At 41.5% G+C, this 19,591-nt stretch carries 21 protein-coding genes; 16 read left to right on the top strand and 5 right to left on the bottom strand.

Annotated features, from left to right (window positions below; all coding sequences use genetic code 11):
* The first annotated feature begins 155 nt into the window (after positions 1-155).
* Positions 156-1,661, top strand: a complete 1,506-nt coding sequence (locus QNH17_RS28780; RefSeq protein WP_283876705.1) for a mechanosensitive ion channel — start codon at positions 156-158, stop codon at positions 1,659-1,661.
* A gap of 75 nt (positions 1,662-1,736) precedes the next feature.
* The gene (locus QNH17_RS28775) at positions 1,737-3,032 is read left to right on the top strand and encodes a hemolysin family protein (RefSeq protein ID WP_283876704.1); all 1,296 of its coding nucleotides are present in this window, start codon (positions 1,737-1,739) and stop codon (positions 3,030-3,032) included.
* 190 nt (positions 3,033-3,222) lie between these two features.
* Here QNH17_RS28775 and QNH17_RS28770 read toward each other — a convergent pair whose 3' ends face one another.
* Together QNH17_RS28770 and QNH17_RS28765 are read right to left on the bottom strand one after the other, a co-directional pair.
* On the bottom strand, positions 3,223-4,014 hold the full coding sequence (locus tag QNH17_RS28770) for a hypothetical protein (protein ID WP_283876703.1): 792 nt from the start codon (positions 4,012-4,014) through the stop codon (positions 3,223-3,225).
* Positions 4,011-4,283 (bottom strand): hypothetical protein, encoded by a 273-nt coding sequence (locus QNH17_RS28765; protein ID WP_283876702.1) that lies wholly within the window; start codon positions 4,281-4,283, stop codon positions 4,011-4,013. The genes QNH17_RS28770 and QNH17_RS28765 overlap by 4 nt, the downstream gene beginning before the upstream one ends.
* 162 nt (positions 4,284-4,445) lie before the next feature.
* Between QNH17_RS28765 and QNH17_RS28760 the strand changes: the two genes are divergently transcribed.
* The gene (locus QNH17_RS28760; protein WP_283876701.1) at positions 4,446-5,378 is read left to right on the top strand and encodes a magnesium transporter CorA family protein; all 933 of its coding nucleotides are present in this window, start codon (positions 4,446-4,448) and stop codon (positions 5,376-5,378) included.
* An 82-nt stretch (positions 5,379-5,460) separates the two neighbouring features.
* On the opposite strand, the gene QNH17_RS28755 is transcribed toward QNH17_RS28760, so the two are convergent.
* Positions 5,461-5,628, bottom strand: a complete 168-nt coding sequence (locus QNH17_RS28755; RefSeq protein ID WP_186328727.1) for a hypothetical protein — start codon at positions 5,626-5,628, stop codon at positions 5,461-5,463.
* Positions 5,629-5,875: 247 nt separating this feature from the next.
* Here QNH17_RS28755 and QNH17_RS28750 point away from each other — a divergent pair, with 247 nt between their 5' ends.
* From QNH17_RS28750 to QNH17_RS28735, 4 genes are all read left to right on the top strand, one after another.
* The gene (locus tag QNH17_RS28750) at positions 5,876-6,208 is read left to right on the top strand and encodes an anti-sigma factor antagonist (RefSeq protein WP_283876700.1); all 333 of its coding nucleotides are present in this window, start codon (positions 5,876-5,878) and stop codon (positions 6,206-6,208) included.
* A complete protein-coding gene (gene rsbW, locus QNH17_RS28745; protein WP_283876699.1) occupies positions 6,205-6,687 on the top strand; it encodes an anti-sigma B factor RsbW in 483 nt (160 codons plus the stop codon). Before QNH17_RS28750 ends, rsbW begins: the two co-directional genes overlap by 4 nt.
* Entirely contained in the window at positions 6,653-7,447 is a 795-nt protein-coding gene (sigB, locus tag QNH17_RS28740) for an RNA polymerase sigma factor SigB (protein WP_283876698.1), read from the top strand. The genes rsbW and sigB overlap by 35 nt, the downstream gene beginning before the upstream one ends.
* A gap of 95 nt (positions 7,448-7,542) precedes the next feature.
* On the top strand, positions 7,543-8,685 hold the full coding sequence (locus QNH17_RS28735) for a PP2C family protein-serine/threonine phosphatase (RefSeq protein WP_481858642.1): 1,143 nt from the start codon (positions 7,543-7,545) through the stop codon (positions 8,683-8,685).
* Positions 8,686-8,895: 210 nt separating this feature from the next.
* On the opposite strand, the gene QNH17_RS28730 is transcribed toward QNH17_RS28735, so the two are convergent.
* Positions 8,896-9,360, bottom strand: coding sequence for a Dps family protein (locus QNH17_RS28730; protein ID WP_283876696.1), 465 nt, complete (start codon positions 9,358-9,360; stop codon positions 8,896-8,898).
* A 297-nt stretch (positions 9,361-9,657) separates the two neighbouring features.
* Between QNH17_RS28730 and QNH17_RS28725 the strand changes: the two genes are divergently transcribed.
* From QNH17_RS28725 to QNH17_RS28710, 4 genes are all read left to right on the top strand, one after another.
* A complete protein-coding gene (locus tag QNH17_RS28725; protein WP_283876695.1) occupies positions 9,658-12,375 on the top strand; it encodes a CHASE3 domain-containing protein in 2,718 nt (905 codons plus the stop codon).
* Positions 12,372-13,349 (top strand): CheR family methyltransferase, encoded by a 978-nt coding sequence (locus QNH17_RS28720; RefSeq protein ID WP_283876694.1) that lies wholly within the window; start codon positions 12,372-12,374, stop codon positions 13,347-13,349. The genes QNH17_RS28725 and QNH17_RS28720 overlap by 4 nt, the downstream gene beginning before the upstream one ends.
* A 122-nt stretch (positions 13,350-13,471) precedes the next feature.
* Positions 13,472-14,971: a cardiolipin synthase gene (cls, locus tag QNH17_RS28715; protein WP_283876693.1), complete on the top strand. Its 1,500-nt coding sequence runs from the start codon at positions 13,472-13,474 to the stop codon at positions 14,969-14,971.
* Between the two features lie 13 nt (positions 14,972-14,984).
* Entirely contained in the window at positions 14,985-16,451 is a 1,467-nt protein-coding gene (locus tag QNH17_RS28710; protein ID WP_283876692.1) for an alpha-amylase, read from the top strand.
* Positions 16,452-16,559: 108 nt separating this feature from the next.
* On the opposite strand, the gene QNH17_RS28705 is transcribed toward QNH17_RS28710, so the two are convergent.
* A complete protein-coding gene (locus tag QNH17_RS28705) occupies positions 16,560-16,814 on the bottom strand; it encodes a GlsB/YeaQ/YmgE family stress response membrane protein (RefSeq protein WP_283876691.1) in 255 nt (84 codons plus the stop codon).
* 163 nt (positions 16,815-16,977) lie between these two features.
* Here QNH17_RS28705 and QNH17_RS28700 point away from each other — a divergent pair, with 163 nt between their 5' ends.
* The 5 genes from QNH17_RS28700 (at position 16,978) to QNH17_RS28680 (ending at position 19,570) form a co-directional block, all read left to right on the top strand.
* The gene (locus QNH17_RS28700; protein ID WP_283876690.1) at positions 16,978-17,451 is read left to right on the top strand and encodes a TraR/DksA C4-type zinc finger protein; all 474 of its coding nucleotides are present in this window, start codon (positions 16,978-16,980) and stop codon (positions 17,449-17,451) included.
* 161 nt (positions 17,452-17,612) lie between these two features.
* Positions 17,613-17,933, top strand: a complete 321-nt coding sequence (locus QNH17_RS28695; RefSeq protein ID WP_283876689.1) for a YflT domain-containing protein — start codon at positions 17,613-17,615, stop codon at positions 17,931-17,933.
* 73 nt (positions 17,934-18,006) lie between these two features.
* Positions 18,007-18,189: a hypothetical protein gene (locus QNH17_RS28690; protein WP_283876688.1), complete on the top strand. Its 183-nt coding sequence runs from the start codon at positions 18,007-18,009 to the stop codon at positions 18,187-18,189.
* A 189-nt stretch (positions 18,190-18,378) separates the two neighbouring features.
* The gene (locus QNH17_RS28685) at positions 18,379-18,621 is read left to right on the top strand and encodes a DUF1146 family protein (RefSeq protein ID WP_144550790.1); all 243 of its coding nucleotides are present in this window, start codon (positions 18,379-18,381) and stop codon (positions 18,619-18,621) included.
* Positions 18,622-18,790: 169 nt separating this feature from the next.
* Positions 18,791-19,570 (top strand): YwmB family TATA-box binding protein, encoded by a 780-nt coding sequence (locus QNH17_RS28680; RefSeq protein WP_283876687.1) that lies wholly within the window; start codon positions 18,791-18,793, stop codon positions 19,568-19,570.
* The last annotated feature ends 21 nt before the right edge of the window (positions 19,571-19,591 follow it).

Genomic DNA, 19,591 nt, shown 5'->3' with positions numbered 1-19,591 from the left:
TCCAAATGATATTCCTTCTATTAAATGCCCTTTTTTGAAAAAATATTATTTTTAAAAACTAGGTTTCGATTCAAAAATACAGGTTATATATCCTATAGAAAACTTACTTACGTAAATAAGTTGAAACAGAATATCAGGAAAAGGAGTGCGATAGGATGGAGATGGATCAAATGATGACGGGATGGTACTCATATTTTCAGCAGCTGCCGACTTTGCTGTTTGCTCTATTGGTATTATTGGTTGGCTGGCTAATCGCTAAGTTTATTGGAAAAGGTGTAGAAGCACTTTTAAAGAAGACGAGCTTTGATGATCGGTTGTTTTCCAACCTGGGCAAGAGGAAATACTCATCTGAAGTGATTATTGGAAAAATCGTTTATTATATTTTACTAGTGTTTGTGTGGATTATCTTTTTCAATATGCTTAACTTAAGCTTCATTGCCACACCGCTTGTTGGAATGTTATCAACGATTACAGCTGCGGTCCCTAACGTATTAAAAGCAGCTCTTATTTTATTACTTGCTTGGGGAGTTGCTTCGCTGTTGCGCCTTTTGTTTAAAAAAGGGATAGCCATGGTTCATGGAGAACGTCTTTTAGTAAAATGGAAGATGGCAAATAATGAAGCGGAGGCAGTAAGAAAGGTTAACAGTATCGGCAAAGTTCTATTCTATTTCGTTTTCTTGCTATTTTTACCAGGAGTATTGGATGCATTGCAAATGGAAGGCGTTTCAGAACCTTTCGCCAACACCCTAGGAACTTTGTTAGCTTTTATTCCTAAGTTATTTGCTGCTGCACTAATTGTTTTTGTCGGCTGGCTGATTGCAAAAATGGTCCGCGATATTCTAACAAACTTTTTAAGCAGTGTCGGTACGGAGAGACTTGCCCAACGTTTTGGTCTAAACACTAAAGGAGAGGGAACCAGTCTTTCAAGTATGATCGGAAATATTGCGTTTATCTTAATCTTAATTCCTACGATTATAACAGCATTAGAAAAGCTTGATCTAAAAGGGATTTCTGACCCGGCCATTTCGATGCTTCATCATATACTCTCGCTCATTCCAAACATCGCTGTTGCGGTGATCTTAATCTTAGTGGGCTTATGGCTTGGAAAATGGGTTGAAAAAATGGTTTCGCAAATGCTGTGGCGTTTACGATTTAATAACATTTTTCACCATATGGGGATTGGGTCATTAAATCCGGAGCAGTCCAAATACAATCTTTCGCAAATCGTTGGGATGATTGCAAAAATTGTGATTGTCTTATTATTTACAGTGGAAGCATTACAAATTGTCCATCTAGAGTTTTTAGTCACTCTAGCAACAGGCGTGATTGCCTATTTACCGATGTTACTGGCTGCACTTGTGATCTTAGGAATTGGCTTATATTTAGGGCATTTAGTCGAGCGTATTTTACAAAATGTTTTAAAAAGCAGCTACTCCCGGACACTAGCCGCTGTGGGGAAATATGCCATCTTCGCGATTACGGTCTTTATGGCATTAGACCAGCTTGGAGTTGCACATTCAATCGTAAATGCTGCCTTTATTCTCGTCTTAGGCGGTGTGGCCCTAGCATTTGGCCTGGCATTCGGCCTAGGAGGAAGGGAATTCGCTAGCAAATATCTAGATAGGCTAGATAATAAGATAGACAAGAAATTAATCGAATAAAAGAAGGATAACAATCCGAAAATCAGATGACTTCGGATTGTTATTTTTTTAAAAAGAGAGGGAGTGAAGCTTCTCTTGACGATAATAAATTTACTCTTAATTGTAGCATTAATCGCATTGACTGGATTTTTCGTCGCAGTTGAATTTGCGATGGTAAAAGTACGTCCATCGAGAATTGATCAATTGATTGCGGAAGGGAAGAAGGGAGCTGTTGCGGCAAAAAGGGTCGTCACCCATCTGGATGAATATTTATCAGCCTGTCAACTAGGGATAACGGTGACCGCGCTAGGACTGGGGTGGCTGGGAGAACCAACCGTTGAAAAACTATTGCATCCATTTTTAGCTGCACTAGACCTCAATCAATCGGTGACACATATTTTATCGGTTAGTTTTGCCTTTGCGTTAGTTACCTTTTTCCATGTAGTAGCAGGGGAATTAGCACCGAAAACGGTCGCAATTCAAAAAGCAGAGGCGATCACGCTTTTGTTCGCGGTGCCAATTATCTGGTTTAACAAGATCATGTTTCCATTTATTTGGCTCTTAAATGGTTCGGCCCGGCTGCTAACAGGTATTTTTGGCTTAAAGCATTCATCTGAACACGAAGGAGCTCATTCTGAAGAAGAGCTGCGAATCCTCTTGTCAGAAAGCTATCAGAGCGGTGAGATTAATCAAAATGAATTACGATATGTGAATAATATTTTCGAATTTGATGAGAGAATTGCAAAGGAAATCATGGTGCCTCGGCCCGAGATAAGCAGTATACCAATGGATGCGACGGTGAATCAGGTCTTAAAAAGGGTGAATGCTGAAAATTTTACCCGCTATCCAGTTATGGATGGGGATAAGGATCACATTATAGGTATTATTAATGTAAAGGCTCTGTTAATGTCGATTATGATGAATCCAGATGATCTGGAAGAGTTCCAGGTAAGTTCCTTTATCAATCCCGCGATTCATGTGATTGAAACCACTCCCATTCATGATTTATTGGTGAAAATGCAAAAAGAACGTACACATATGGCCATTCTCATTGATGAATACGGCGGGACTTCAGGTTTGGTTACGGTGGAAGATATTATTGAGGAAATCGTTGGAGAAGTGAGAGATGAGTTCGATGCTGATGAGGTAGCCGAGATTCAAAAGATAGAGGAGAACCATTATGTGGTGGACGGAAAATTATTGATTGAGGACGTGAACGATTTACTAGGGATCAACTTAGCCGATCAAGATATTGATACGATTGGCGGCTGGTATCTGACTCAAAACTCTGATGCGCCAATAGGCAGTAAGGTGGAATCGGATGGATACGTATTCCAGGCCATTGCTAGTAAGGGTTATCACATTTTGAATGTAGAAGTTAAAAAGATATGAACAAAAAACAGCCTCAAATCGAGGCTGTTTTTTCGTGGTTTTAGCTATTTCGCCAGTAAAAGGTGGTTATGCGCCAGTAAATTTGTGCTATGCGCCAGAAACCGGCGGCCATCCGCCAGTAAATAGCTGCTATGAGCCAATAAGTGGCCGCTCCGCTAGTAAACGGCTGCCATGCGCCAGTAAAGCCATCTTAACCGCCAATAACCCCATTAGGATGCCGGTTCTTCAACTTTTTCTCCATAATCCGAATATCATGTTGAAAGAGCTTGGTTAAAATCTCTTTATCTCCATATAAAAGCAGCTGATCACCTTCATGTATTTTTTCGTTGTAGATATTTCCTCTTAGCTTCAATTGACCTCTTTTGATAAAAAGCACTAAAAACTCTAGCCGCTCATGGTCATTAAACAGTTGGTTTACAGTCTTATATACAAGCAAAGAGTCGGTATAGATATGCAGATTGAGCAGATAATCACTCTTTTCCGTTAAAAACACGTCTCGAATGGGCAAATCGCCGATTTCGACATGCTGCTTCATCTCTCTATGAAATAATCTCGATAATAGGGTCTGAATGCAGGCTAGCTTTAATACCCCAAAGACAACCAGGACGCCGCCGGCAATGTAAAAAATATGAATCATCCGCAAATCATCCGAAAGAAAATTAGTGATCGTAGAAATAATGACCGCAAGGGAGAAGGCTCCAAACAGGATAAGGAATATAGCGAGTTTTCTGCGAATCGGGTGGCCTAAAATAAGCTCAGATTCCTCCGTTGTGAAGCCCGTTCCGGTCATCAACGAAATCACCTGAAATCTTGACACCTTTATATTGAGCCCTGTTAATCGAAATAAAACGACGTAAATTTCGATCACAGCTGTAATGATGATGAAATAGACGAGTAAAAAAAATAAATTCATCCTGCCACCAACCTCAGGAGTAATCAAAAAATTAGTTGGGGTAGTCACATACCCCAACTGCTTGATCACTGCATTTTCTCATTATAAAATTGAACGGAGTACATCGCCCCTTCACTGACCATGTTATTATCGTCTAGATCACGCGGGTGTGGATGTCCTCCTTTTTCTATCGGCAATTCTTCACTTTTATCAAACGGAGAAGGCTTAATTTTCCGTTTCCAGTCTCTAAGTACGCTTTCCGCTTTTAGTCGGTTCGATTTAGATGACAGCCACATCGCGGCCGAAGCTCCCATTCCAGCAGCCACAATAATCGATGTAACAGGTACCATACGTTTCATATTAAAACCTCCTATTAGATTCTCTTAAAATAGCACTTTTTCAATAAAGTTCTATTTCTAGTAGTAATACCCGCTTCCGCTTCCATTAAACCTTTTTCCTGAAGTTTCATTGATTCCAGATTAGGGGATATAGAAATAAAAAACATTGAGAAGGGAGATACGATGGAAACTATCAATTGGAAATGGTATCAGATTAAGAAGGATGAGGAGGAGCGTATCCAGCCAATTTTCAAACAGGATCGCTCCGGATGTAATGAATGGCTGAATCAAGTGCGCAATAATAAAACCAATTCCTTAAGGATAAGGCTTCTGGATACAGGGGAGAAGGTGGTGACGGGTTCGCTTATTTATAAGCAAAATTTTGAAGAGGAAGGCGACTACAAAATTTTTCATTATTATGTAACGGAAGATCAGCTGATTACGGTTGATCTTAATTTTTCCACCTTAAAGCATATCCGTACCGAACCGCTTTTTAGGCAAATAAAGCATGCTGAAAACGCAGTCGAGGGATTTTTTATGCTCCTTGGAGAACTGATGAATGAAATGTTATATGAAATCGACCAATTTGAAGAGGAGCTTAAAACATTAATATGGAGTATTCGAAAGAGGAATGGAACGAGCATTCTTGAAAAAATTTATATGCGCAGGCATGAGCTATTGGTCTGGAAAAGTCTCTTGATTCCGATTAACGAGCTAAAAATTGGGATTGAAGAAATTAAACTGAATGAGGTAAGCAGGAAGGAGATTTTCACGCTTCTTGTCAAACGGATTGAGCGGATGACCGTACTGCTCAACGAGTACGAGCATGAAATAGATTCGATTATTAATTTAGAAGAGGTCATTTCCTCTCATCGCGGCAATGAAATTATGAAAACCTTAACGGTGATCACGATCCTTTTTACCCCGATTATGGCACTTGGGGCTTTATGGGGGATGAATTTCAAACAGATGCCTGAACTCGAATGGCGGTACGGCTATCTTCTCTCATTTATTTTAATCGTTATCTCGACACTCCTGCTCTATGGCTATTTAAAATTTAAAGGCTGGACAGGTGATCTCTTAAAAGGAAAAAAGAAAGATTCCTTTTTTAAATAATCATTTTGCTTGTCCTTGAGCAGGGGCAAGCCCTATTCAAAAAAATAACGACCCATGAAAGGGCCGTTACGTGGGTAGGCTGCTATTGCTGCGGATCGGGAGTTTGGTTTTCTTCCTTCTTCAGCTCGGGACCGGTTTTTTCCTCTTCCATTTCCTTGCCAAGCCTCTTTATTTCCTCTAGATTCTGTGCCATCGAGCTATTGTTTTCACCCTTTACCTTCTCTTGTAACTCGCTTTTTTTAGTATCCATTTGAACACCTCTCCTTTGTAATCTTGTCATACCCCGTTTATTAAAAATGAAACCTAACAGGAAAATAGGTCGATTCGTTTAATTTGAATATTTTGGTATAATATTGGGAATAGATTATATTTTTTTAGCCTCGTTGATTGGAGCGGAAATCAACAGCCAAGTTAACAGAGATTTTTTTAAAAAGAAAGGTTTAGACTTTGAAAATAAGGGTATATACACTATAAATCTTTCAGGGGTGATGATGAAAATGAATTTAACCATAGATAAACATGAACATGATGAGGAAATCTTGGTGCTTGCTGCGGGGGAAATTGATGCGTATACGGCGCCAAAGCTTAGAGAGGAATTATTGTCGCTGGCGGAAGCGGGAAAAAAGTCGATTACCGTTAATCTACAGGATGTGTCCTATTTAGATAGTACCGGTTTGGGTGTTTTTGTAGGAGTATTTAAACAGCTAAAGGCAAATGGCGGCGAATTAAGGCTGATTCACTTATCGGATCGACTAAAACGACTGTTTGAGATTACCGGCTTAAGTAATGTCATGAACATTTCTTCAACGACCGAGGAGGGGAGACAATGAGCAGAGTGATGGATTATATCGAAATGAAAATTCCTGCTAAGCCGGAGTATGTGGGTGTGATTCGATTGACGTTGTCGGGAATTGCCAGCCGGATGGGTTTTTCATATGAGGAAATTGAAGATATTAAGATTGCGGTAAGTGAAGCTTGTACGAACGCTGTCCATCACGCCTATCCCAACGACGAAGGTGGAGAAGTGATTGTCGGGTTTGGCATTTATGAAGACAAGCTAGAAACGATGATATCTGATAGCGGAAAGAGCTTTAATTTTATCCAGAAGAAAAACGAATTAGGTCCCTATACAGAATCAAGTACAGTGGAGCAGCTGGCAGAGGGAGGGTTAGGGCTATATTTAATCGAAACGCTTATGGATGAAGTGAGTGTTGCGAACCATTCCGGGGTAACGGTCTTCATGGTGAAGTATCTAAGTGGGGAGCGTGAAAATCATGACACAACCATCTCAACCCAAGAAACGAACTAGGGAAGAAATCGATGCCCTGATCGTCGAGTTTCAGCAGAAGGAATGCCCGCTTGCGCAAACCATCTTAGTCGAACATTACTCGGCCCTAGTCGGGAGTCTTGCGCGAAAGTATTCAAAGGGGAAATCCTTTCATGAGGACCTTGTGCAAGTAGGGATGATTGGGTTATTGGGAGCAATCAGAAGATTTGACACAGACATGGGCAAACCTTTCGAGTCCTTCCTAATTCCAACCGTTATTGGCGAAATTAAGCGGTTCCTTAGGGATAAAACCTGGAGCGTCCATGTGCCGAGACGGATCAAAGATTTATGGCCAAAGATTAAAACGGTGGTGGACGAGCTGACCAATCAATATCAGCGTTCACCGAAGGTCGAGGAAATCGCGAATTATTTAGAGATCTCCGAAGAGGAAGTATTAGAAGCAATGGAAATGGGAAAAAGTTATCAAACAGCATCTGTAGATCAAACCATTGAAACGGGTTCGGATGGGAGTAAGTCGACGACTTTAGACATTGTCGGATCCGATGATGAAGGCTTCGAAAAAGTCGACCAAAAGCTCCTGCTCGAGAGTGCGATGCATGTTCTATCAGAGCGAGAAAAGGAAATCATCCACTACACGTTTGTCGCAAATAAAAGTCAAAAGGAAACGGGTGAGCTTTTGGGGATATCTCAGATGCATGTGTCCCGTCTTCTAAAAAAGGCAATTGAGAAGTTACGAAAGTCACTCGCTTGTGATGTTTATCAAGGGATCAATGATGCTTGAATGGATAAAAGGTGCCTGACACTGCAAAGTAGATAACTGGTGTCAGGCATCATCTAAACGAACTGACGCTTGGGAAAGGGGGGATCGCTATGGCCATGAAAATTGCGGTGGTCGACGATAATCAAACCAATCTAATGATTATCGAGAAAATTCTGCGTAAGGCTGGCTATAATAGGTTGGTTCTGCTGACATCTGCCAAGGAATTATATCAATGTTTGCAGCTAGATGAGGCTAATGCCGAGGAAGTTCAGTTCGATTTAATTCTAATGGACTTGATGATGCCGGAAATTGACGGAATGGAAGCGTGTAGAACGGTTCTTGCGGATGAGAGATATTCTGACCTGCCGATCATCTTCGTTACAGCCATGGGAGATTCCAATAAAATGGCCGAGGCGATGGATGCGGGTGCCCTCGATTATGTCATGAAACCGATTAATAAAGTGGAACTGCTGGCACGGATTCGTTCCGTTCTCCGATTAAAGCAAGAGAAGGACTTACGGAAGGAAAGAGATAAACGGCTGCAATATGAGTTGGACTTGGCTAAGCAGGTGCAAGGAAGCATCCTTAGTGATCCGATTGAAGAAGAGGATATTACGATTTCGGCTATCTATAAGCCTTCATTTGAGCTGGCTGGAGACCTGTATGCCTGGTATCCGATCAGCGAACACCGTTATGGTGTGATTTTGCTTGATATGATGGGGCATGGAATTTCATCCTCACTCGTATGTATGTACATATACTCGGCATTGAAGGATACGATTACGGGGATGTCTGATCCAGAGAAGGTCATGAAGGAACTGAATCGACGTATGTATCAGCTTCAAATGCCAGATCATTTGATTAACTATTATTTCACCGCCATTTACTTGGTGCTCGACACAGAAATGCAAACCATCGAATACGTCAATGCTGGTCATCCAGCGGGGATTGCTATCGTCGATGATGAGGTAAAACTATTAACGGACGGGTGCTGTGCCCTGGGCTTTTTTGAAGATATTGATGTAATCAAAGGTGTGATTCCTTACAAGCGGGGCGCACGAACTCTGCTCTTTACCGATGGGCTGTCGGAATGGCTCGAGCAGGATTATGAGGATGCGATCGCTAGACTCATCAGCACCTTACAAGAGAAAGACATGGACAATCCTGATTCATTCCTTCATCAGCTGCAGCCAAGTATGGAGCCGCACAATGCTCCAAAGGACGACCTTTGCTTGGTAATGATTTCGACTAACGTTTAAAAAATACAAGGGTGTCAGCGGGAGAGCTGACACCCTGTTTACTAATTGGTGGGGGTTGCTGGAAAAACTGGTGGTTGTGGAGGAGGCGTATTAATTGTGCCCGCTCGCCTGCTTTTTTGGAGGAGAAGGGAACGAATAACCATTAATAATGCCCACCCATCCACTTTTTAGAAGAAGACGGGAACAATTCCCCGCCAACCAGTTCTAATTCTACTCCGCCAAATAAGCCTCAAGCATCCATCTGTGTTTTTCTAAGGAAGTGCGGACCGCAATGAATAGATCTGCTGTCGGTTGATCCTCGTTGTCCTCAGCTAGGCTGATCCCCTCTGTCAGTTCCGTGCAGACAGTATTAAAATCATCCGCTAGGCTCTTGATCATTCCCTCGGCATTTTCATCGCCGTCTGCTTCCTTGATGGAAGAGATCTGTAATTGTTCTTTAAGTGTCGCCGTTGGTAAAGCCCCTAGCGACAGCATTCGTTCAGCAATGGTATCGAGATGTAGTGCTGATTCCTTATACAATTCTTCAAATTTTGGGTGCAGTGTGAAGAAATTCTCTCCTTTAACATACCAGTGGTAGTGGTGCAGTTTCATATAAAGCACGGAGAAATTTGCGACCTGTGTGTTAAGAGTTTCAGTTACTAGATTGTTTTTTTCCTTCACTTTTGCTTTTGCCATGTTCATTACCTCCGTTTGTTGGAATAGTGTTGATATCTATTCCTTACCCTGGAGGACATCAGTTGAAACCTTGAAAAAATTTTTTTAAAAGAGGTTTCAAAAATGATAGAAACGGGTAATAAGAGGTGTTGGACAAATGCAGATTACGGAATCTCCAATTCCGAGTTGGGTGATACGGATATAGTGATATGCTAGAATAAGGATATCTTTATAGACCACTTTTGCAAGGAGGCGGTTACAATAAAAGGCTTCAACTACAACATTCGGGCGAAAATCATTACAGGATACTTTACCATCTTGATTTGCTTGGTGATATCCCTGCTCATCGTGATTGATAGAATGGCAGATTTACAGAAAGAGGTGGACTTCATATCGGGACATGATATTGAGGTACACGATCTAACGAACCAAATTCAAAAAAATGTTCTCGACATGGAAACCGGAATGAGAGGGTATGCGATCACGGGTAATGAGGAGTACCTGGAACCTTATAATCAAGGTAGTCGAAACTGGCTGGATAATTACAATAAACTTCATACCCTGCTCGACGCTAACAGCAGGCAGCAACGCAGTTTGGAGGAGATTAAACCGCTGATTTCAAGTTGGATGGCCAATTCCGGAGAATTTGTCATCAATGCTAAAAAAGCCAATAATCAATCGGCCTTGGACGAACATTTTAAGAAAAGAACAGGAAAAAGAATGTCCGACCAGCTCCGCACGCAGTTTGAATCATTTCTGACCAGTGAAAAGAAAATGATGGCAGGACGGATCAGCCAACTCAAACAAAAAAATCAAAATTTAAAAGTGACGTTGTACGCGCTGATTGGTTTGGTAACACTCATCACAATCGTGATGGCGATGCTACAGTCTAATTCAATTGTTCGAACCATTAATCAGGTGGTAAAAACAATTAAAGGGATCACTGATTCGGAGTCAGAGGTCGACTTGACGACACGGATGAAGGTGAATACGCGTGACGAAACCCAGGAGCTTGCGGAGGCCATGAACAATCTGCTAAGCAATCTAGAGAAACATAATTGGATTCAGAAAAGTATGGCGGATATTTCAACGTTGTATCAAGGAATTACCGATATTAGCGACTTGACGCAATCGTTTATTTCAAGACTGGCGCCATTACTCCAAGCTTCTTTTGGTGTAGTGTATCTTCGCAAAAATGAAGGGGGCGAAGTCTATTTCGTCAAAGCGGCAGGCTATGCAGTTGCAGATGGAGGCGCTGCTGCAGCGAGTTTCCGATTGGGAGAGGGACTGATCGGCCAGGCTGCTGTCGAAAAAAGAATCTTTCTTACTGACCAGCTGCCGGAGGAACATATCAAAGTAACCTCTGGCCTAGGTGCTTCCTCACCAAGGAATCTATTGATTGCTCCGATTTTAGTAGATGGCAAGGTAGAGGCCGTGATTGAGCTCGCAGCGCTTCAGCCATTCCTGTCACAGCACCTTACCTTAGTCGATCTGCTGCAAGACAAGTTTGGTTCAGCGATTACCAATGTGACTGGAAGAATGGAAGTGGAAAGGCTCTTAGGGGAATCGCAAATTCTAACAGAAGAACTACAGGCGCAATCAGAAGAACTCCAAGCGCAATCGGAAGAATTACAAATGCAGCAAGAACAGCTGCAAATGGCCAATGGATATTTGGAAATGGAAAAGCAATATGCCGAACAGCGAGCGCTGGAACTTAAAAAGGCAAAAGATGAATTAGAAGACTATTCAGGAAAACTGAAGATGAGTTCGCAATACAAGACGGATTTTCTCGCCAATATGTCGCATGAACTGCGCACACCATTGAACAGTATTCTGATTCTGTCGCAAATGCTGATGGAGAATAATAATGAGCTAACCATGTCAGAAGTAGAAGAATACGCAAGTGTTATTCATACGGCTGGCGGTGATTTGTTGAGGCTGATTGATGATATCCTCGATTTATCAAAAATTGAAGCGGGGAAAATCGAAATTTTGACGGATGAAGTGAACGTAACAGAAATTCCTCAGACATTAAGGAATCTGTTCGACCCCGTTGCAAGAAAAAAGAATTTGACCTTTGACGTGGTCACACATCCGGATGTTCCTCCTGTCATTTCGACGGATGGACAAAGATTGCAGCAGATTTTGAAAAATTTATTATCCAATGCTTTCAAATTTACAGAACAGGGCGGCGTCACGGTACGAATTGAACTTGCTCCGCTTGAAAAAGTCGAGGAACTGCCTGACCTGCATGAGGATGCCGACGTGCTGGCCATTGCTGTCACTGATACTGGAATCGGTATTCCAGTAGAAAAGCAGCAAATTATTTTCGATGCCTTCCAACAGGTCGACGGGACCACGAACAGGCAATTTGGCGGAACGGGACTGGGATTATCGATTTGCCGTGAATTTACCCGTTTGCTTGGCGGGCTGCTTGAAGTTGAAAGCGAGCAAGATAAGGGAAGTACGTTCACCTTATATATACCGAGCAGACTTGCGCCTGTCAGCCATGATTTGATTCATGTTCTGGCGCTGGAGGAAGTGGCGGCAAGTGCTAGTGAGATGACTGAGGACCAGGAATATATAGATGAAACAGAATCGCCATCCGTCGACCGAACAGAAGCGGAAACTTCAGATGAACGGTTGTTTAAAGGGAAAAAAGTGCTTCTTGTCGAGGATGATGGCCGGAATGTATACGCGCTTGTGACGGCACTTGAGAAAAAAGGAGTGGTGGTTCAAGTCGCTGAGAACGGAAAGCGCGCCATTGAAATTTTACAAGGCCAAGCCGACTTCGACCTGGTGTTCATGGATATCATGATGCCAGTGATGGGAGGCTATGAGGCAATGAAAGCGATCCGTCATGACCTGGAGATGGAAAGTCTGCCAATTATTGCGTTGACCGCTAAAGCCATGAAAGGAGAACGTGATAAGTGTATGGAAGCAGGTGCCTCTGATTATATTATGAAGCCATTAAATATCGATCAACTATTCTCCTTGATGAGGGTGTGGCTGACAGAGCAGGTGGATCAGGATTGACGAAAAAGACAAACTCGATAAATACGACTAACACGATAAACATGACAAACTCAGCAAACACAATAAACATGATAAACATGACAAACACGATAAACCCAGTAAATCCGGCAAACCCAGTGAACCCATCAGATTCCAAAGTATTCACAGAAACAATAGTGCCGACTGAGTTGCAGAATATTGAAATCAATTTGCTGCTCGAGGGTTTATATCAAATGTACGGGTATGACTTCAGGGGATATGTCCGTGCCTCCTTAACCAGAAGGGTCTTGAATCGCATGAAGGCGGAGCGGCTTCCGTCGATCACCGCTTTATTGGAAAAAGTCCTTTACGACCAAGCGTATTTGGAGCGATTATTAAATGATCTCTCGATTCGGATGACGGAAATGTACCGAGATCCTAGTTTCTTCGCTGCTTTTCGTAACCAGGTTGTGCCTTTATTGCGCGAGCTTCCTGAGATACGGATTTGGCATGCTGGCTGCGCAACAGGTGAAGAGGTCTATTCGATGGCCATTTTGATGTTGGAGGAAGGGCTCGCGAAAAAAACAACCATTTATGCAACTGATATTAATGAAAAGGCCCTTTCCTCTGCTCAAAAAGGAGCCTTTCCGCTCAAGAAAATGCAGCAATATACCAAAAACTATTTAAAGTCAGGCGGAAAAAAGGCCTTTTCCGAGTACTATACGACTGATCATCAGTTTGCTTATTTTTCTCCCAAATTGGAAGAGAACCTTACCTTTGCCCAGCATAATTTAGTGGCCGACAGTTCGTTTAATGAGTTTCATGTGATTTTATGCCGAAATGTCATGATTTATTTTGACAACGAATTGCAGCAGAAAGTCCATGGCTTATTTTACGACAGTCTCGCTGAAGGAGGGTTCATTGGCCTAGGCAGCAAAGAATCGATCCTGTTTATGCCAAAGGGCAAGCAATACCAAGAATTTAATCCACATGAACGAATTTACAGAAAAGCGTAGGTGCAGATACCCATAATTGGGTGTCAGGCACCTTTTTTTTATTGGCAGGATGATTTAAGTTCCGGAAAATCGGGTATTACCCCATAAGGGTATCTTGATAAATTAATGGGGAGAACGATGCTATGAAAACACGGAGAATGGAATTGGTCTTTATCATTTTAATGTTTGCGTTAGCCTATTTAGTGTTTTTTACAAACGTTCCGTTCCTGTCGAAAGTGATTTCCATCGCATTCTACGGGGGAATGATCTTGATCACTGTATTTTCATTAATTCTTGAAAATCGGACCGCACAAAACACGCTTTTATGGATTTATATTTTGGTATTCCTTCCCATCCTCGGCTATATCATTTATGTCTATTCAGGACAATTGTTATTAAAAGGCTATCTTTTTAAAAGTAAGCGTATCAAGGACCGTGAAGTGTTTGAAAGAATGAGCCAAAAAAAGGAGAAGATCGATTTTTCCCAATTAAATTATCACCAGCATCATTTTACTCACTATTTGGATCGGGCGGCCGCTACACCAACGAATTCCAATACTCACACCCAAATTTTAAAAAATGGCGAAGAAACGTTCCGTGAAATCAAAAAAGCACTCCACGATGCTAAGGACTTTATCCATCTCGAATATTACATCTTCCGAGATGACCGGCTAGGAAATGAGATCATCGACATCTTAATCGATAAAGTGCAAGAAGGGGTAGAAGTTCGTTTAATGTACGACGCGGTGGGAAGTATTACCCTTTCAAACGTCGCTGTAAGAAGAATGAAGGATGCAGGGATTAGGGTCCTGCCCTTTTTACCATTAAAAAGCGGCCTGATTAATCAAAAGTTTAACTTTCGGAATCATCGTAAAATCATTGTCGTTGACGGGAAGGTTGGATTTGTCGGCGGACTGAATATTGGGATCGAATATCTTGGGGAAGACGAGAATTTTGGATTCTGGTGTGATACCCATGTCCTTCTGGAAGGGGAAGCGGTCCAAACCTTGCATGCTGTGTTTTTATTAGATTGGCGGTATGTGAGCGGGGAAATGCTGGTGACGGATGAACGCTATATGAAACCAATTCCTGTATCCGGTGATGGTCTTGTGCATGTCGTCGCCACCGGCCCGGAAACCAAACGGATGAGTGACCATTATTATGCGATGATCTCCTGTGCAACCAAATCCATTTGGATTGCATCACCGTACTTCGTCCCCAATCCAGCGATTCGAACCGCACTGCGGATTGCTGCCCATAAAGGGATTCAGATCCGAATCATGGTGCCTGACACCAATGATGGTTTTCTCACCCAATATGCGACGCGTTCCTATTTACCGGAACTGTTGCGTGCTGGCGTTGAGGTATATGCGTACCAAAAAGGATTCCTTCATAAGAAAGTGATGATTGTGGATGGCGATCTCGCTACGATTGGCACGGCCAATATGGATATGCGCAGCTTTCGTCTTAATTTTGAGGTGAATTTATTTTTAATAGGGGCGAAATCCATCCAGGACCTTGTATCTCATTATGAGGAAGACTTGGAGGATTGCCTGAGAATCCGCCCAGTGGAATTTTATAAAAGACGATGGACTGAAAAGGTAAAGGAATCATTTGCTCGACTATTTTCGGGAGTTTTATAAAGGGGGAAAAACCATGAAACGAAACCATACGATGATGCAATTTTTTGAGTGGCATATTGAAGCGGATGGGGCACATTGGAACCGCCTGAAAGAGATCGCGCCTGAACTGAAAAGGAAAGGAATCGATTCGGTGTGGATTCCTCCCGTAACAAAAGGTCAATCGGCAGAAGATACGGGCTATGGAGTATACGATCTTTATGATTTGGGTGAATTCGATCAAAAGGGGACAGTCCGCACGAAGTATGGAACGAAGCAGGAATTACAAGCCGCGATAGCCGCATTGTCCGATCAGGGGATTCATGTTTATGTAGATGTAGTCATGAATCATAAAGGCGGGGCGGATGATACTGAGCAATTTCAAGTCATTGAAGTGAGCCAGGAAGACCGAACAGAAGAGATTTCTGAGCCGTTTGAAATAGAGGGTTATACCAAATTCACGTTCTCCAATCGAAAGGATAAGTACTCAGCTTTTAAATGGGGATTTGAGCATTTTAATGGCATTGACTATGATGCAAAATCGGAGAAAACAGGAATTTTTCAGATTGTCGGAGACGGTAAGGAATGGAATGACAATGTCGATGATGAATTTGGTAATTACGACTATTTAATGTTTGCTAATATTGACTACCATCATCCAGAAGTACAGAAGGAAATGATCAAGTGGGGAACCTGGCTTGCTGATACATTACAATGCAGCGGTTACCGCTTAGACGCGATTAAACATATTGATTATCATTTTATAAAAAAATTTATAGATGAAGTCAGGAAGCAGCGAGGAGACGACTTTTATTTTCTAGGTGAATTTTGGGTCCCGGAGCTTTCTGCATGCCAAACTTTTTTAGAAAATGTCGAGCACAAGCTCCAGATTTTTGACGTTCCCCTTCATTATAAATTCCATGAAGCATCAAAGGCAGGGGCTGATTTTGATCTGACAACGATTTTCGATGATACTTTGGTTCAAGCGAATCCAGAGCATGCGGTCACTTTCGTGGATAATCATGACACCCAGCCAGGCGAAGCCCTTGAATCTTGGGTGGAGGATTGGTTTAAGCAGTCTGCTTATGCGCTGGTCCTGCTTCGCAAGGATGGTCATCCATGTATATTTTATGGAGATTATTTCGGCATTGGAGGAGAGGAACCGATTGAAGGAAAAAAAGAAGCGATCGATCCGCTCCTATTTGCTCGTGGTAAAAAAGCTTATGGTGAACAAGAAGATTATTTCGATGATCCCAATTTGATTGGCTGGGTCCGTCGTGGCCTGAAGGAACTGGAAGGTTCAGGCTGTGCTGTCCTCATTTCTAATCAGGACGATGGTGAAAAAAGAATGTTCGGCGGTGAAGAGCGGGCAGGAGAAGTATGGGTGGACCTTACAGGAGCACGCGACGAGCATATTCAGATTGAAGACGATGGATTTGCGACTTTCCTTGTTAACGGCGGAAGTGTGTCAGTTTGGGGACTACCCGAAGAGGAGCTATTTTAAAATAGAGTCAGACTAGAAGCACCTTGTTTTTTGAGGTGTTTTTTCCTTGTGGAAAAACATAAAAAGAGACTGCGTGTGATCGGCAGTCTCCCTGAGTGAACATTTTAATTAAGCAGTCCGCTTCATACTTTTCATAAGGAAGCCGACAATTAATGTAAGAAGAATCGCACCAATGATGGCCGGGATCAGATAAAATCCTCCGACTTCAGGACCCCAATCGCCTAATATCAATGAACCGAGAAAGGCACCAATAAATCCGGCGATGATATTTCCAATGACGCCTCCTGGAATATCACGTCCAATGACGAGACCTCCTAACCACCCGATGATTCCTCCGATAATTAAAGACCAAATAAATCCCATGAAAATTCATCCCTTTCAAATTGTATTTATCAATCTTGATATATAAATACCCGATAATTTTAAGGACAAACATTTTTTTGATAAAAACATTCTTTTCTTGAGTTTTAGAATTTCGTGTTAAAGGGTAACTACCTGTTAAGAAAAGAAAGGGAGGTAAAAATCCATGTTGTCTGAAAAAGATCTGATGCATTTTAAGGAGAAATTGGAACAAATCAAATCCGATACACTTCAATTGTTAGCATCCAACCAACCATTATCCTTCGAGGAATCTGGGGAGTTAACCAGTAATGATAATCACTTTGCTGATACCGCCACAGAATTAGCTGAAAGGGAAAAACAAATGATGTTGATTGAGAATGCAAAAAGGACACTAGAAGAAGTTAATGAGGCATTAGAGAGAATCTCGAACGGAACATATGGGGTTTGTGTAGACACAGGAGAAAACATTTCCTATGAGAGGTTGGTAGTCCTTCCATATGCTAAACGAACAGTAGATGCACAAGAAAAGCTAGAGAAAGAAACAATCCCAAATCATGAAGATCAATCATTTTCAACGCCGAAGGATGACGTAAGAGGTGATAAACGAATACAAACCGTGGATGAACTTCTATACTTGCATGGCAATTCATCGTACTGACAAGTAATTATTTGGGAAAGGAGAAATTTTATTGTTATTTTAAAATAGGTTATGGATTGATTTTAATAAAAGGTTTCAATTTTAGAAAAAGGGTTATACACCCAATTAACATCACGTAGCATTTCAACTTACTAACGAAATTTATTTAGGAGGTAGTTAGAATGAGACAAGTTAAACTAGTGGAGAATGGTCTTCAAGCCAAACAAGAAATTGAGCAATTATTAAATCAAGGGTTTACGAAAGATGAGGTTTACTTATTGGCTCACGGCAAAGAACGTTCCGAGGATTTGTCGGAGGCACTGGATACCAATGAGATTGGGGTAAACGAACAAGGATTCTTTGATTCGATCGCAAATGTTTTTCGTTCCCGCGGGGACGAGCTGCGTTCAAAAATGGAATCTTTAGGAATAACGGATACAGAAGCACAGCATTTTGAGAAGGAATTAGACCGAGGACGAGTCATGGTCGTGGCAGCAAAATAAAATTCATGCGGGGGAACAAAAGGATTTCCTTTTGTTTCCTCTTACATACAACAAATTGAAAGGGGTAAAGGTGATGAAAATTTCAAAAGTGAACTTGGCTGATTTTTTTGGAGGAAATGTTCGAGCACGACGTAAGATGAGAAGGGAACAATGTAATGAAGTTAACTTTGAAAATCCAATCGTTCACAAGCAAATACACGGCGAGAAAGTTTATGTACCATTAAATATCGGCAGGGTTTGGAATCAGGTAAATTAATTTTGAATCGTCGCAGGGAATTAGAAAAAGGGGTCGTGTCAGCTGGCCAAATTAAATTCGCCTTCTAAAAATGCAGTGGAGGGCGAATTTTATTTTATAAAAGAATTTTTGAAAAATGGATAGAAAAGGAAACTATAAAGACGAAGTTTGTGATAGAATAAACAATGTGTGAAAAAAAGGGGGGATAGGATGATAAATGATTTTGGGCAAATGGCTTTGTTAAGTATTGTGTCACATTTAATTTTTATAGCGGTTTCCTGGTGGGCCTTGCAAGCGATTCGTTTGGATCAATTGCTGAAAGCAGGACACGTATTTCAGGCGCGGTTACTTTACATATTATTAGCCATAATCATTGGTTCATCTGTTAGTAACTTTTTCCTTGATTATCTCCAATGGTCGAGGCAGCTGCCTTTGATTATGCAAAATAGCTAATTGGAAAAAATTTAGGTCTTCATACATGTTTCTATTTGTTCAGAAATTGAGTACAATCGTCTTTGTGTGGAAAAATAACATCAAAGCATAGAACTTGTCAAAAAGTGACGACATTTCCCAAGTATGCTACTCCTCTACCTGGTAACAATGGTAGTAAGGGGGAGTAGAGATGAAGAGAAAGAGTCAGATCCTATTGAGCGTAGTTATTATAATAAGTTTAATCTTGGTTGTTATGGGGAACCAAACAAGTGAAGCAAATGGCGGCGGGACTAGTTCTATTTTTGAAAAAGAAATGGATTTAATAAAAATCGGCTCGATGTTACAAGCCGAAAATATTTTGCTCGATGAATGGACTTTTTATGCAAGAGAGCATTTGACTGACATGAAAAGTGAGCAGGAAGTTAAGGACTATGCTGAAAAGCTTCAAGAAAAGTTTCCTGATTGGGAATGGTCTGTGAAAAATACCAGCCAAAAATGGGAAGTCACAGCAGTATCTCCAACATCAAAACACCACAAAGAAATGCTTCAAATTATGGCAACCCACACAAAACAACCTGTTAATGCGTATATAGTATATAGTGTTGGTGGTAAAGCGTGGAATTCGGCGACAAAGGCCTTTTTCACTACCAGTCAATTTAAAACTAGGCTAACTGACATATTTCGAGGAAATCCAACAGTTTTCTCTTGTATGAAAGGTACAGTCGGTGATAAGATGGATAAGTCTTTACCTAAGACTATGAATCAAATGATGTCAAGATTTAAAGCAAAAGAAATCGAAGCGTTAAAAGAGGAGACTTTCATGTCTGTTTCGGCCAATTCGCCGATGTTTACAGACTCCATAGAGAATCAACGAGAGAACATGAATTTACAAATTGGCATACGCTCCGAAGGAATGGGCGCTAAGACTACCATCGTAGTTGGCACACCAATCATTACGATTGAATATTAATATAGAGAAAATGGACGCGGA

It is taken from the genome of Neobacillus sp. SuZ13, assembly GCF_030123365.1.
GTDB lineage: Bacteria > Bacillota > Bacilli > Bacillales > Cytobacillaceae > Neobacillus.
Note: the sequence above shows the minus strand (reverse complement) of the source record. Positions and strands in the feature narration are given on the sequence as shown.

What these genes read in the sequence shown, in the direction of transcription:
- QNH17_RS28730 (WP_283876696.1), bottom strand. Translation starts at nt 9,360, where the DNA reads ATGGCAAAAGCAAAAGTGAAGGAAAAAAACAATCTAGTAACTGAAACT.
- QNH17_RS28780 (WP_283876705.1), top strand. Translation starts at nt 156, where the DNA reads ATGGAGATGGATCAAATGATGACGGGATGGTACTCATATTTTCAGCAG.
- rsbW (WP_283876699.1), top strand. Translation starts at nt 6,205, where the DNA reads ATGAGCAGAGTGATGGATTATATCGAAATGAAAATTCCTGCTAAGCCG.
- QNH17_RS28680 (WP_283876687.1), top strand. Translation starts at nt 18,791, where the DNA reads ATGAAGAGAAAGAGTCAGATCCTATTGAGCGTAGTTATTATAATAAGT.
- QNH17_RS28705 (WP_283876691.1), bottom strand. Translation starts at nt 16,814, where the DNA reads ATGGGATTTATTTGGTCTTTAATTATCGGAGGAATCATCGGGTGGTTA.
- QNH17_RS28735 (WP_481858642.1), top strand. Translation starts at nt 7,543, where the DNA reads ATGAAAATTGCGGTGGTCGACGATAATCAAACCAATCTAATGATTATC.
- cls (WP_283876693.1), top strand. Translation starts at nt 13,472, where the DNA reads ATGAAAACACGGAGAATGGAATTGGTCTTTATCATTTTAATGTTTGCG.
- QNH17_RS28710 (WP_283876692.1), top strand. Translation starts at nt 14,985, where the DNA reads ATGAAACGAAACCATACGATGATGCAATTTTTTGAGTGGCATATTGAA.
- QNH17_RS28760 (WP_283876701.1), top strand. Translation starts at nt 4,446, where the DNA reads ATGGAAACTATCAATTGGAAATGGTATCAGATTAAGAAGGATGAGGAG.
- QNH17_RS28690 (WP_283876688.1), top strand. Translation starts at nt 18,007, where the DNA reads ATGAAAATTTCAAAAGTGAACTTGGCTGATTTTTTTGGAGGAAATGTT.
- QNH17_RS28750 (WP_283876700.1), top strand. Translation starts at nt 5,876, where the DNA reads ATGAATTTAACCATAGATAAACATGAACATGATGAGGAAATCTTGGTG.
- QNH17_RS28700 (WP_283876690.1), top strand. Translation starts at nt 16,978, where the DNA reads ATGTTGTCTGAAAAAGATCTGATGCATTTTAAGGAGAAATTGGAACAA.
- QNH17_RS28755 (WP_186328727.1), bottom strand. Translation starts at nt 5,628, where the DNA reads ATGGATACTAAAAAAAGCGAGTTACAAGAGAAGGTAAAGGGTGAAAAC.
- QNH17_RS28695 (WP_283876689.1), top strand. Translation starts at nt 17,613, where the DNA reads ATGAGACAAGTTAAACTAGTGGAGAATGGTCTTCAAGCCAAACAAGAA.
- QNH17_RS28685 (WP_144550790.1), top strand. Translation starts at nt 18,379, where the DNA reads ATGATAAATGATTTTGGGCAAATGGCTTTGTTAAGTATTGTGTCACAT.
- QNH17_RS28765 (WP_283876702.1), bottom strand. Translation starts at nt 4,283, where the DNA reads ATGAAACGTATGGTACCTGTTACATCGATTATTGTGGCTGCTGGAATG.
- sigB (WP_283876698.1), top strand. Translation starts at nt 6,653, where the DNA reads ATGACACAACCATCTCAACCCAAGAAACGAACTAGGGAAGAAATCGAT.